This is a genomic window from Streptomyces sp. ITFR-21 (assembly GCF_031844685.1).
In the GTDB taxonomy this organism is placed as follows: Bacteria; Actinomycetota; Actinomycetes; order Streptomycetales; family Streptomycetaceae; genus Actinacidiphila.
The window spans coordinates 5,826,819-5,838,972 of the sequence record NZ_CP134605.1 but is presented as its reverse complement, the minus strand read 5'-3'; the positions used below and the strand labels follow the sequence as shown (position 1 = coordinate 5,838,972).

Sequence of the window (12,154 nt, the reverse complement as noted above, 5' to 3'; positions counted from 1 at the left end):
GCCATGCGCAGAGGCGGATCGGAACCTGTCCAGGCCCGCAGCCCGCTGCGGCTGCGGCTGGGGCTCGCACTGCTCGGGGTCGGCTGCGGGACGGCGGCGGCCGTCGGCTTCGCCCTGGCGGGACGGCCGGGGAGGGCGGCGGTGCTGGCGGCTGTCGCCGCTCTGGCGGCGGTCGACGCGGTGGTGGTGCTCCGGCGCATCCGGCAGGGGGCGCGCTACCAGCCGGGGCGGGAGGTGCCGCCGTACCGGCCGGCCGAGCGGAAGCGGTGGCGATGAGACGGCCTCCCGTCCGCGCGGCGCCGGCACACCGGCACACCTGAACACCCGGGAAAGCAGAAGGCCCGGCGCCGTGGCGCCGGACCCTCGCATGTGTAGCGGGGACAGGATTTGAACCTGCGACCTCTGGGTTATGAGCCCAGCGAGCTACCGAGCTGCTCCACCCCGCGTCGGTGAACACCACCCTACGGGGTGTCCACGCCAGGACCAAATCGCGTACCGCGCGGCCCCCTTGCCGGGAACCACCGCCGGGCCGCCGCCGGCCCGGCGGACACCCGGCGTATCGGGACGACGCCGCGTCGTAGCCGCGAAGCCGCCGTCGTGACCCCGGTCAGAGGACGGTCCGGGGGCGGTCCGCGGGGGGGGCGGAGGTTTGGCGGCGGCCGTGATGTGCCAGGTAAGGGCCATGAGCACTGAACATTCGGCACCGCGCAGCCGGGCCGTCGCCCTGTCCGAGGAGGTCGCGGACGCGCTGGTCCGCCGGGCCCCGGTGGTGGCGCTGGAGTCCACGATCATCTCCCACGGCCTGCCCCGGCCGCGCAACCTCCAGGTCGCCAGGGAGCTGGAGGGGATCGTACGGGCGGCCGGGGCGGTGCCGGCCACCGTGGCGGTGCTCGACGGGGTGCCGCGGGTGGGGCTCGCCAAGGACCAGGTCGAGCGGATCGCCGAGGACCCCTCCCTGCGCAAGCTGGGGTTCCGGGATCTGGCGCCGGCACTGGCCACGGGCGCGAGCGGGGCGACGACGGTGTCGGGCACCGCCTTCCTGGCCGCCCGCGCCGGCATCCGGGTGTTCGGCACCGGCGGCCTCGGCGGGGTGCACCGCGGCTGGGTGAGCGTACAGGACGAGTCCGCCGACCTGTCGCTGCTGGCCAGGACCCGGATCACCGTGGTGTGCGCGGGCGTGAAGTCGATCCTGGACGTGCCCGCCACCCTCCAGCGGCTGGAGACCCTCGGCATCGGCGTCCTCGGCTACGGCACCGGCCGCTTCCCCGGCTTCTACCTCACCGACTCCGGCGAGCCGGTGGACTGGACGGTCGAGGACCCGGAGCAGATCGCCGCGGTGATGGCCGCGCAGGACGCGCTGGGCGGCCACAGCTCAGCGCTGATCGTCGCCAATCCGGTGGCCGCGGAACTCCAGCTCGACCCCGCCCTGCACGACCGGGTGCTCGCCGACGCGCTGGCCGCCGCCGGCCGGGAGGGCGTCACCGGGCAGGCGGTCACGCCGTTCCTGCTGGCGTACCTCACCGAGCACACCGGCGGCGCCTCACTGGAGGCCAATCTCGCGGCGGTACGCGGCAATGTCGCGCTGGCGGCGGAGATCGCGGTGCGGTGGTCGCGGCGGCCGCGGGAATGAGCGCACCCGTGGCGCCCGGAGGCGGGTTGCTGGTGGTCGGCGACGTGGTCACCGATGTGGTGGCCCGGCACACCGAGCCGCTGGCCCCCGACACCGACACGGCGGCCCGGATCGCGCTGCGGCCGGGCGGCGCCGGGGCCAACGTGGCCTGCTGGGCGGCGAGTCGGGGCGCCGCGGTGCGGCTGCTGGCGCGGGTGGGCGCGGACAGCGCGGACTGGCACCGGGCCGAACTGCGGTCGGCGGGCGTCGAACCGGTGCTGCGGATCGACCCCGAGCTGCCCACCGCGATGGTGATCGCGCTGGTCGACGCGGCGGCCGAGCGGACCCTGGTGACGGACAGCGGCGCTTCCCTACGGCTCGGGCCGGCCGACTGGGCCGAGGAGCTGCTGGACGGCGCCGGGCATGTGCACCTGTCGGGCTATCTCTTCTTCTCCGCCCCCGGCCGGGAGTTGGCCGCCGTGGTGGCCGGGTCGGCCCGCGCCCGCGGCCTCCCGGTGAGCGTCGACCCGGCGTCGGCGGGCTTCATCCGGCAGCTCGGGGTGGCCCGCTTCCTGGACGCCGTGGCCGGTACGGATCTGCTGCTGCCCAACGCGGCGGAGGCGGCGCTGCTGTCCGGGCGGTCGGAACCGGCCCTGGCGGCAGCGGAGTTGAGCGCGCGCTGCGGTGGCGAGGTGGTGGTGACGCTGGGGGCGGGCGGCGCGCTGGCGGCGGCACGCGGGCGGCTGGCCGCCCGCGTGCCGGCCGTCGCGGCGGGCGCGGTGGACACCACGGGCGCCGGCGACGCGTTCACCGGCGGCCTGCTGGCCGCCCGCCTGTCGGGCGCGGACCTCCCGTCGGCGCTGGCCGCGGGGTGCCGTACGGGCGCCGCGGCGGTGGCAGTCGTGGGCGGCCGGCCGCGCTGATCTGCCGTCAGAAGGCGTCCCAGGGCGCGGCGTCGTACAACGCCCTGATCCGGGTCAGGAGTTCGGCGTCCACCGGTACGGCCGTGGTGTCGATGGCACGGACCACCGCCATCCCGCGGGAGTTGAGCACGAAGGCGCCGTCGTAGCCGCCGACGTCGGCGAGCCGCACCGGCCGGCCGGTCTGCGGGACGCCGGCCGCGGTGAGTTCGCGCTCCATCACCTGAAGGGTGATACCCCGCAGCATGGGAGCGGCCGGCCAGACCACGGTGCCGCCCTCGACGAAGCCGATGTTGGTGACGGCGCCTTCCGCGATCAGGCCGTCCGGGCCGGTCAGCAGGGCTTCCTGGCAGCCCTCCGCCGCCGCCCGGCGGACGTGGTAGCCCTGGCCGAAGCCGCCCACGTGCTTGAGGTGGGCGACCGGCCGCTGGTAGGACACCGACTTCAGCCGGTACGGCCCCTGCTCCATCGCGGCCGGCGGCCCGACGGTGACCAGCGCGCAGACGGGGGCACCCGGTGCCTCCTTCGGCTGAAAGACGTTCACCCGCACCGAGGCGTCCGCGCGGCCCGCGCTCGCCAGCGCGTGCCGTACCAGCCCGCGGAACCGCCCGCCGTCCATCCCGGTCCCGAACAGCTCCCGGCTCGCCGCGTCCAGCCGCGCCGCGTGCAGCGCCGCCCCGCGCACCCGCCCGCCGCGCACCTGCATCGCGGTGAAGTGCCCGTAGCCGGCCAGTACGGGCGCGAGCGTCTCCGCGGTGGCGGGCGCGCCGTCGATCTCCATCACCGGCGCGGCAGAAGTCGTGGTCACCGTCCCAGCCTGCCACCGGTCCGCCCCCGTAAACACGCCGCCGCCCCGGCCTCAGGGATCGATACAGGTCGGGCGCGCGCCCGCAAGGAGCGAAACGCGCCAGAAACCCGGGGGTTCCGCGGGCGGCGAGCAGGCGGCCGGAGCGACGCCGCAGGGGCCTTGTCCGGCCCTGGGAGCCGGATCGGGCGTGGTGGGCACGGATAAGGGCTCGCTCGGCGCGGTCGGCGGGCGGTGCGGCGGGGCGGGCCGGCCCCGCCCGGGTCGGGGGCGGGTACGGAGGCGGACGATGTCGGGCATGTCCGGTCGGTTGGCCGCACGGCACAGGCCGGACGTGGTCTTATGCGGAACCGCGGGACCGCACCGGACAGCGGCCCCCGCCACTCCGGAGTGATCATCGGTACCAGAGTGAGTACCGGTACCGCAGTGATCCGGTTCGATCAATTGGCTGAAATCCGCGTCCGGCTCGCACCGGCCCGCTGTTAGAGTCGTCGACGTTATGGACGGGGCCGCCGGGGAGGAACAACTCGGGGGCCCGCACACCATCATGGGATTCTCTGTCGGACTTTCGGTGTCCGCGGCGGGCCGGGCGGATTCAGGCCGGGCACAGCGCCCGGCGGACGCCGCCAAGAGGTCCGGCACACGCGTGGGCAGGAGATGAACCGAGGCACGCGTCACGTGCGTCCGGTAAAAGCCGTCCGCGCCTCCCTGCGAGCCGCTATGGAAAGCGAAGGGACAGTCATGCTGCGCGACGAAATGGAACAACTGGCCGCGGCCCGGATGGAGCGGATTTTCGAGAAGGTCCCCAGGGCGCGTGAGTTCCACGACACGACCTGGACCGACCGCGACTACTACCGGCGGCACCTGGTCGAGACCGTGCTCCGGATCCGTCTCAACAACGAGGTCGACGCCTACGGCCTGTACAAGGTCGGCTGGCAGGACCACCGGCTCGCCTCGACGCTCGCCCGCTACCTCGCCGAGGAGAACAACCACGAGGGCATGTTCCTCAAGGACCTGGACAAGTTCGGGCTGAGCAAGGCCGACATCGACGCGATACGCCCGCTACCGTCGACGGAATACCTCATGGGCTACATGTACTTCTCCATCAACAATGACGGGCCGCTGCCCACCACGGTCTGGAACTGGTTCGTGGAGTGGTATTCCGACCGCTACAACCCCGGCATCACCAAGTACGCCGCCGAGGTGTTCGGAGAGGACATGGTCAGGGGTTCGCACGCGCATATCGCCTACGACGAGGCGCACGACCATGACGAGCTGATGTGGTCGACCGTGGAACGCGCGGTGAGCGGCTGGGGCAGTTTCGACACGGCCGCCCGGCACCTGGTCAACTTCGTCGATCTGATCGGCCTGTACTTCACCGAACTCCACGACGAGACCGTCGGCAAGAAGTCCTGAATTCGGCGCGGCGGCGCCCTTCCCGGGCCGCCTCCTGAGGGGAGCAGCGGTGACGGAGCCTTCCGTCCTCATACTCGAACCGGAATCGTCGGGGCTCGAACTCGTCGGCGCGGCGGCGGCCCTGGGCTTCACCGCCCACCTCTTCGACCGGCGGCGGTTGCGGGACATGCCGCGGGTGGTGCGAGACGCCGTCGCCACGGGAAGGGCGACGTTCCGCCGGGTGGAGATCCGCTCCGCACCGGCCGTCACCGAGGCCGCGCTGGAACTGGCCGCGCAGAGTGAACTGGCGGCGGTGGTACCCGGGTTCGAGTACGCGGTGCCCACCGCGGCGGTCGTCGCGTGGAAGCTCGGCCTGCCGGGGCTGCACCCGGAGGCGGCCGAGGCTCTGCGGGACAAGGGGCGGATGAAGGAGCGGCTCACCGCGGCGGGCGTCCCGGTGGCGCCGGGCGCCCTGGTGGACGCCCGGCGGTCCGGCGAGCGGGAGCTGGAGGCCGTCGCCGGGCGCATCGGATTCCCGGCCGTGGTCAAACCCGTCGACGGCTCGGGCAGCCTGGGCGTCCGCCGGGCGGACGACTACGGCACGCTGCGGCGCCACATCGCCCTGGCGGCCGGCGGCCCGACGGACGACATGGGCAAGCTGGTCGGCGAACGGCTGCTGGTCGAGGCGTACGTGGCCGGTCCCGAGTTCAGCGTGGAGGGATACGCCGGGCCGGCGGGGGTCACCGTCGTGGCCGTCACCGAGAAGCAACTGGGGCCGGAGCCCTGGTTCGTGGAGGTGGGACACGTCGTGCAGGCTGCCCTGTCCGCGGCGGACCGGGAGTCGCTGGAGGCGACCGCCCGGTCCGCCGTCCGCGCGCTCGGTCTGACCTGTGGTGTGTTCCATCTCGAAGCACGGCTCGGCTCGCAGGGGCCGGTGGTGCTCGAAGTCGCCGCGCGTCTGGGCGGGGACCGCATTCCCCGCCTGGTGGCGGCGGTGGACGGCCATGAGCTGCCCCGGACCATGATCCGTCTGCTGGCCGGCCTGCCGGTCGCCCCGCCGGACACGTCTCAGGTCGCCCCGCCGGACACCGGACGGACCGCGGACGCCGCGAGGACCGCGGACGCGGGTCCGGTGGCCGCGGCCAGGTTCCTCACCGCGGCCGAACCCGCCCGTCTCGCCGACCCCGGACGACTCGCCCGGCAACTGCGCGCCCTGCCGGGCTGCCTGGAGGCCGACGTCACCGCCCCGCCCGGCGCGACCGTGCTCCCCGCCCGCGACTTCCGGCAGCGTTTCGGGCACCTGGTCGCCACCGCCCCGGACCGCCGCAGCCTGGACGCCGTACTCGACGAGGCCGACCGGCTGGTGGGCGCGGCCCTGGAAAGACCTCGCCCCTCGCAACCCCGGCCATCGCGGCTTGCCGCCAACGACCGACCACGGAGCACCTCATGAGCAGCCAACTCCCCGCCTCCCTCGCCGCCGAGGCAGCCGAAGCGGCCAAACCGGGCAGGGCGGACGGCCAGGACGGCAGGGACGGCACAAGCAGCGGCACCAGCGCCGACGGGACCAGCGGTTCGGGCGCCCCGGCCGGGACGGCCGCCGCGGCGGCGCCGCCCCTACTGCTCGTCATCAACCGCTTCGACGACGAGTTCGGCGAGTACCACCGCTTCCTGCGCGACACCGACCACCGGCTGGCGTACCTCGCCACCGCGGATGCCCTGGCCCCGCTCGACCTGGACGGCGCGGTGGAGACCGTGGTCGTACCGGACCTCGACCACGACACCCTGCTGGCGGCGGCCCGCCGGATCACCGACCGGCACGGGCCGCTCGCCGGGATCGTCGGGGTCTCGGAGTTCGACCTGTCCACCGCGGCCCGCCTGCGCGCGGAGCTCGGCGTGCCCGGCTGGAGCAGCGCGTACACCGACAGGTTCCGGGACAAGACTTTGATGAAGCAGTGGATCCTCCGCGCCGGACTGCGCGCGCCCGCCTACCGGGAGATCGGCCCGGGGGCCGACGCGCCGTCCCTGGTGGCCGAGTTCGGACTGCCGTTGATCCTCAAACCCCGCGACGGCGCCGCCTCGCGCGGGGTGGTCCTGGTGCGGACGGAGCAGGAACTGGTCCTGGCCCTCGCGGACGTGGACAGCCCGCAGGGATACGAGGCCGAGGAGTACGTCGAAGGCGCCATCCACCACGTCGACGGCATCCGCCGGGGCGGCCGCTTCCACTTCGTGTCGGTCTCCCGATACGTCAACACCTGCCTGGATTTCACCCAGGGTGTGCCGCTCGGCTCGGTGCTGCTCGATCCGGGACCGCGCCGCGAGGAACTGACCGGTTTCACCGCCGACTGCCTGGACGCCCTGGAGCTGCGGGACGGCCCGTTCCATCTGGAGGTGATCGTCACCGCCTCCGGCGAACCGGTGTTCCTGGAGGTGGGCCTGCGCCCCGGCGGCGCCGGGGTGCCCTTCCTGCACCGCGACCTCTTCGGCATCGACCTGTTCGAGGAGGCGTTCCGGACGACGGTCGGCCTGCCGCCGCTGACCGCCGAGGAGGACCTGCGCACCGAGAGCGCCGGCGGCTGGCTGGTGTTCCCCGAGCCGCGGCCGTGGCCGGCGCGGGTGACCGGGCGCACCTCCCTGGTCGGGGACATCCCCGAGGTCTACGCCGAGGCGCTGCCGAGGCCGGGCCACGTCTTCGACGGCCAGGGCGGATACGACCACGCCGGAGGGCGTTTCCTGCTGCGCGGCGCGAACGAGGCGCAGGTGCGGGAAGCGGTGCTGGCGGCGATCGACCGCTACGTCCTGGAGACCGAGCCCGCGGCCGAGCGGTGACCCCGGTTGTGCTGCGGGTGCAGTTGGGCGAACCCTCGGCGATCGACCCCGGCCGGGCGTTCGAGCACGACGGCGCCCTGGTCGCGGGCCTGATCGCGGATCCGCTGGTGGACTGCGACCCGGCCACCGGCCGGCTGGCGCCGGCGGCGGCCGACTCCTGGGAGGTGGCCCCCGACGGCCTGTCCGTGCGGTTCCGGCTGCGGCCCGGGGTGCTGTTCCACCACGGCCGGCCGGTCACCGCGCGGGACTACCGGTACTCGCTGTCCCGGGTGGTCAGGCCGGAGACCGACTCGCCGATGGCCGCGCACCTCGCGGCCGTCGAGGGATACGAGGAGGTGACCGCCGGGCGGGCCGAGTCGCTCAGCGGAGTGCTGGCGCCGGCGGACGACGAGCTGCTGGTACGGCTGACCCGGCCGTTCCACGAGATCGCCGCGGTGTTCAGCCAGCGGGTGACCGCACCGGTACCCGCCGAACTGGTGGAGCGTGACCCGGCCGGCTTCGCCCTGCGGCCGGTGAGCAACGGCCCGTACGCCGTGGCCGAGAACAACGGCCGGCGGCCCGGGGCCGGTCCGGTCCTCGACCGCTTCCCCGGCTACTACGGCGCCAACGCCGCCTACCGGGACGGCGGGCGCGGCCGGGCCGGGCGGATCGAGTTCTCCGTCTTCGACGACATGGCGGACGCCTGCCTGGCCTTCTTCCGCGGCGAGTTGGACGTCACGGAGGTGCCCGCCGACGCCGCCGCGCAGGCGAGCGCGGCGGGCGGCGCGGCGTTCCACAGCACCCCGAACCCGATGGTGACCTTTCTGGGCTTCCCCGTTCCCATCGCGCCCTTCGACGATCCGGTGGTGCGGCGGGCGGTGGCGATGTGCATCGACCGGGAGGGCATCGGCAAACGGCGCTTCGCCGGGATGCGGCCGGTCGCCGGGCGCATGGTGCCCCCGGTCCTCGATCCGGACGGCGGTCCCCGGCTCGACCTGCCGCACGATCCCGCCGCCGCACGCCGGTTGCTGGCCGAGCGGGCGGTGCCCGAGCCGGAGCGGGCGGTGCGGGTACTGTTCAACGGCGGTCAGGGACACGAGGGATGGGTCGGGGACGTGGCGCGGGACATCGCCGAGGGGCTGGGCTGGCGGGTCGAGCCGCAGCGCCTGGACTGGCCCGGCTACCTGCGCGAACTGCCGCACACCTCGGGGCTGTTCCGGACGAACTGGGCGGTGGACTACCTGTCGGTGGACAACGCGCTGCACCCGTTGGCACACGGCGACGCGGTGGGCGAGTCGAACCACGCGCGCTACCGCGGCGCCGCGGACGCGCTGATCGACCGGGCGCGGGCCACCCTCGACGCCGACGCCCGGCGGGAGTTGTACCGGCGGGCCGAACAACGGGTGCTGGCCGATCTGCCCTACCTGCCGCTCTGGGAGGGCGCGCTGTACCACCTCGTCGACCCCGTACGGGTACGGCCGGCCGGGCCGGTGACCGATGTGTTCGGGGTACCGGTGCTGCGGCAGTTCGCCGTGTCCGCGCCGCCGACGGGAGCCGGCCGGTGAGGGGCGCGCTGCGGCGCTGGGCCCGCGACCAGGTGCCGGAGCATCCGGTGGGCCGGGCGGTGGCGGCGTCGGCGCTGGTCGGCTGGGCCGGCACCGGGGTGTGGATCTCCGCGTCGGCCCTGTTCTTCACCAAGCTGCTGGGGCTGACGGCGGTCCAGGTGGGCAACGGGCTGGCGATGGGCGGCGTGCTGGGCCTGCTGGCCATGGTGCCGATCTCCTCGCTCGCCCGCCGCCGCCACGCCGGCCGGGCCGCGGCGGTACTCCAGGCCGTGCGGGGCCTTACCTTCCTGTCCTTCCTCATGGTCGACTCGGTGGCCTCCTTCTACGTGGCGCTGGCGCTGGTGTCGGTGACCGACGGGCCCGGCAAGATGTTCGGACAGATCGTGGTCGGCCGCTTCGTGCCCGAGCCGGACCGTACCGGGACGATGGCCGGTGTCCAGGTGGCGACCAACGTCGGGGTGACGCTGGGGGCGCTGCTGGGCACGGCGGGCCTGCTGCGCGTCGACCGGACGGCGTTCGACGCCGTGGTGGCCGTGGTGGCCGCGGCGTTCTTCCTGTCCGCGTGGCTGCTCGCGCATACGACCTGGCGCAAGCCGCAGTTCGGCCCGGCAGAGCCCGCCGACGGCTCGGAGCCCGCCGACGGCGGCGGCGCGCCCGGCAGGCGGACGCTGCGGTCGATGGCGCTGCCGCTGCGGGACCTCAGGTTCACGCTGCTGACGGCGGGGAACGGCCTGCTCTCGCTGCACATCCCGCTGATCGCTGTGATGACGCCGCTGTGGCTGGGCCACCGCACGTCGGTCCCGCCCGCGGCCATGGGGGGGCTGCTGCTGCTCAACACCGTCACCGTGGTCGCGCTGCAGGTGCCGTTGGGCCGCCGGGTGAAGGGGGTACACGGTGGAGTGCGGGCGTCGTACGCGGCGGGCGCGCTGCAGGCGGCCGGCTGCGGCCTGCTCGCGCTGGCGGCTTTCGTCCCGGTGGGCTGGGCGCTGGCGGGCCTGGCCGGAGCGGTCCTCGCCTTCACCCTCGGCGAGATCGTCCAGGTGACGGCCGGCTGGACACTGTCCTTCGCCTTCGCCCCCGAGGACCACCGCCAGTCCGTCTACCTGGGCTTCTTCGGAGTCGGAACGGAAGCGGTGGCGGTGTTCGGACCGGCCGCGCTGGCCTGGCTGACCACCTTCTACGGTGCCCCCGGCTTCATCGCCGTCGCCGCCCTGCTGGCCCTCGCCGCGGCCCTCACCCACCGCGCCGCCACTCGCCCGCCCCCCACGGACGCCCCCGCACCCGAGCCCGCCCCGGCCCGCTCCCCCGCCTGACGGCACGTCGGCCGGCGAGCTGCCAGGTGTGCCCGACGGCCTCGAAGACGTCCGCGCCGGTCTGCTGCCGCTCGGTCGTCCCCGCCGCCGGAAAAACAGAAAAACCCCGGATCAACCGGGGTTTCCGCTGGTGTCCGAGGGGGGACTTGAACCCCCACGCCCGATAAAGGGCACTAGCACCTCAAGCTAGCGCGTCTGCCATTCCGCCACCCGGACCGGGTAGGCCGCCGCGGCCGGGGCCGTGGTGACGAGGACACGATACCAAGGATTGGGAGTGGTCCTCACCTGGGAATCCGGGGGGCGGAGGGGGTTGGCGGAGTGCCGCCGGGGTGGGCCGGAGGGACCCGGGAGAGGTCCGGGGGGTGGGGCGGGGGTCAGGAGGGGGTGACCGGGCGGGGGCGGGCGGCGATGGCGCGGTGGTGGCGGACGACCTCGTCGATGATGAAGTTGAGGAACTTCTCGGCGAAGGCGGGATCGAGGCGGGCGTCCGCGGCGAGCCGACGCAGGCGGGCGATCTGGTCGGCCTCGCGGGCCGGGTCGGCCGGGGGGAGATTGTGGGCGGCCTTCAGCTCGCCGACCTGCTGGGTGCACTTGAAGCGTTCGGCGAGAAGGTGGACAAGGGCCGCGTCGAGGTTGTCGATGCTGCCGCGCAGGGCCCGCAGCTGTTCGCGCGCCCGGTCGTCGTCCGCGAGGGTGCCCTCGGCGGTCGGCTGGTCGTTCATCTCGCTCTGCCATTCTGGTGGGTCGGAACGCCGCTGCGCTGCCTGACCACACTTTATGACACCCTGCGAGGGCGGTATCCCCCGCACGGCGAACGCGACCGGGACTGGTGAGGCATGGGACGGGTGACCGAGCGGCGCCGCGTACTGCGGATCAGGGACGGGGCGGCCGGGTACCGGGCGGACACGCTGGTGGCCGAGGAGCCGCTGGAGATCCGGCTGAACGGGCGCCCGCTGGCGATCACCATGCGCACCCCGGGCGACGACTTCGCGCTGGCCACCGGGTTCCTGGTGAGCGAAGGTGTGCTGGCGTCGGCCGAGGAGGTGGCGTCGGTGGTGTACTGCGCGGGCGCGACCGCCGACGGGGTGAACACGTACAACGTCGTCGACGTGGCGCTCGCGCCCGGGGTGCCGCTGCCGGACATCACGCTGGAGCGCAACGTCTACACCACGTCCTCGTGCGGGCTGTGCGGCAAGGCGAGTCTGGACGCGGTACGCACCGCCACCCGGCTGCCGATCGCCGAACCGGACGGGGCCTGGCTCACTCCGGCGCTGCTGGCGGCGCTGCCGGACCGGCTGCGGGCGGAGCAGGCCGTCTTCGACCGGACCGGCGGGCTGCACGCCGCCGCGCTGTTCACCCGCGACGGCGAACTGCTGGATGTCCGGGAGGACGTGGGGCGGCACAACGCGGTGGACAAGCTGGTGGGGCGGGCGCTGCGGGACGGCCGGCTGCCGCTGGCCGACCGGATCCTGATGGTGTCAGGACGGGCCTCCTTCGAACTGGCGCAGAAGGCGGTGATGGCGGGGATTCCGGTGCTGGCCGCGGTGTCGGCGCCGTCCTCGCTCGCGGTGGACCTGGCGACCGAGTCGGGGCTCACCCTCGTCGGCTTCCTGCGGGGCAGTTCGATGAACGTGTACGCGGGCGAGGCCCGGATCGCGCTGGGGACCGCCCCGGCGGTCCGGGCCGACTGAGCCGGGCGGCTCGGGCGGCCGGCGGGGCAGCGGCCGCCCGGACCGGGGCGG

11 protein-coding genes and 2 tRNA genes are annotated in these 12,154 nt (G+C 74.4%); 9 read left to right on the top strand and 4 right to left on the bottom strand.

The genetic code is table 11. From position 1 onward, the window contains the following. Positions 1 to 3: 3 nt before the first annotated feature. Positions 4 to 276: a DUF6343 family protein gene (locus RLT57_RS26090; RefSeq protein ID WP_311299692.1), complete on the top strand. Its 273-nt coding sequence runs from the start codon at positions 4 to 6 to the stop codon at positions 274 to 276. A gap of 96 nt (positions 277 to 372) precedes the next feature. On the opposite strand, the gene RLT57_RS26085 is transcribed toward RLT57_RS26090, so the two are convergent. After that, positions 373 to 446 (bottom strand) — tRNA-Met (locus RLT57_RS26085). Positions 447 to 682: 236 nt separating this feature from the next. On the opposite strand from RLT57_RS26085, the gene RLT57_RS26080 reads away from it, so the two are divergent. Both RLT57_RS26080 and RLT57_RS26075 read left to right on the top strand, forming a co-directional pair. After that, the gene (locus tag RLT57_RS26080) at positions 683 to 1,630 is read left to right on the top strand and encodes a pseudouridine-5'-phosphate glycosidase (RefSeq protein ID WP_311299691.1); all 948 of its coding nucleotides are present in this window, start codon (positions 683 to 685) and stop codon (positions 1,628 to 1,630) included. Beyond that, positions 1,627 to 2,532, top strand: coding sequence for a carbohydrate kinase family protein (locus RLT57_RS26075; protein WP_399129422.1), 906 nt, complete (start codon positions 1,627 to 1,629; stop codon positions 2,530 to 2,532). Before RLT57_RS26080 ends, RLT57_RS26075 begins: the two co-directional genes overlap by 4 nt. A 7-nt stretch (positions 2,533 to 2,539) precedes the next feature. Here the strand turns inward: RLT57_RS26075 and RLT57_RS26070 are convergent, their stop codons facing one another. Further along, positions 2,540 to 3,337 (bottom strand): aminotransferase class IV, encoded by a 798-nt coding sequence (locus RLT57_RS26070; protein ID WP_311299689.1) that lies wholly within the window; start codon positions 3,335 to 3,337, stop codon positions 2,540 to 2,542. 738 nt (positions 3,338 to 4,075) lie between these two features. Here RLT57_RS26070 and RLT57_RS26065 point away from each other — a divergent pair. Genes RLT57_RS26065 through RLT57_RS26045 form a run of 5 tightly spaced genes read left to right on the top strand, consistent with a single transcriptional unit; the run spans position 4,076 to position 10,412 of the window. Next, the gene (locus tag RLT57_RS26065; RefSeq protein ID WP_311299688.1) at positions 4,076 to 4,750 is read left to right on the top strand and encodes an iron-containing redox enzyme family protein; all 675 of its coding nucleotides are present in this window, start codon (positions 4,076 to 4,078) and stop codon (positions 4,748 to 4,750) included. Between the two features lie 49 nt (positions 4,751 to 4,799). Next, a complete protein-coding gene (locus tag RLT57_RS26060) occupies positions 4,800 to 6,179 on the top strand; it encodes an ATP-grasp domain-containing protein (RefSeq protein ID WP_311299687.1) in 1,380 nt (459 codons plus the stop codon). After that, positions 6,176 to 7,555: an ATP-grasp domain-containing protein gene (locus RLT57_RS26055; RefSeq protein ID WP_311299686.1), complete on the top strand. Its 1,380-nt coding sequence runs from the start codon at positions 6,176 to 6,178 to the stop codon at positions 7,553 to 7,555. Before RLT57_RS26060 ends, RLT57_RS26055 begins: the two co-directional genes overlap by 4 nt. Then, on the top strand, positions 7,552 to 9,099 hold the full coding sequence (locus tag RLT57_RS26050; RefSeq protein WP_311299685.1) for an ABC transporter substrate-binding protein: 1,548 nt from the start codon (positions 7,552 to 7,554) through the stop codon (positions 9,097 to 9,099). The genes RLT57_RS26055 and RLT57_RS26050 overlap by 4 nt, the downstream gene beginning before the upstream one ends. After that, the gene (locus RLT57_RS26045) at positions 9,096 to 10,412 is read left to right on the top strand and encodes an MFS transporter (RefSeq protein WP_311299684.1); all 1,317 of its coding nucleotides are present in this window, start codon (positions 9,096 to 9,098) and stop codon (positions 10,410 to 10,412) included. The genes RLT57_RS26050 and RLT57_RS26045 overlap by 4 nt, the downstream gene beginning before the upstream one ends. Before the next feature lie 128 nt (positions 10,413 to 10,540). Here the strand turns inward: RLT57_RS26045 and RLT57_RS26040 are convergent. Both RLT57_RS26040 and RLT57_RS26035 read right to left on the bottom strand, forming a co-directional pair. Further along, positions 10,541 to 10,628: transfer RNA gene (locus RLT57_RS26040), tRNA-Leu, on the bottom strand. 158 nt (positions 10,629 to 10,786) lie between these two features. Next, positions 10,787 to 11,134, bottom strand: a complete 348-nt coding sequence (locus tag RLT57_RS26035) for a chorismate mutase (protein ID WP_311299683.1) — start codon at positions 11,132 to 11,134, stop codon at positions 10,787 to 10,789. A gap of 114 nt (positions 11,135 to 11,248) precedes the next feature. Here RLT57_RS26035 and fdhD point away from each other — a divergent pair, with 114 nt between their 5' ends. Beyond that, positions 11,249 to 12,103: a formate dehydrogenase accessory sulfurtransferase FdhD gene (fdhD, locus tag RLT57_RS26030; RefSeq protein ID WP_311299682.1), complete on the top strand. Its 855-nt coding sequence runs from the start codon at positions 11,249 to 11,251 to the stop codon at positions 12,101 to 12,103. The last annotated feature ends 51 nt before the right edge of the window (positions 12,104 to 12,154 follow it).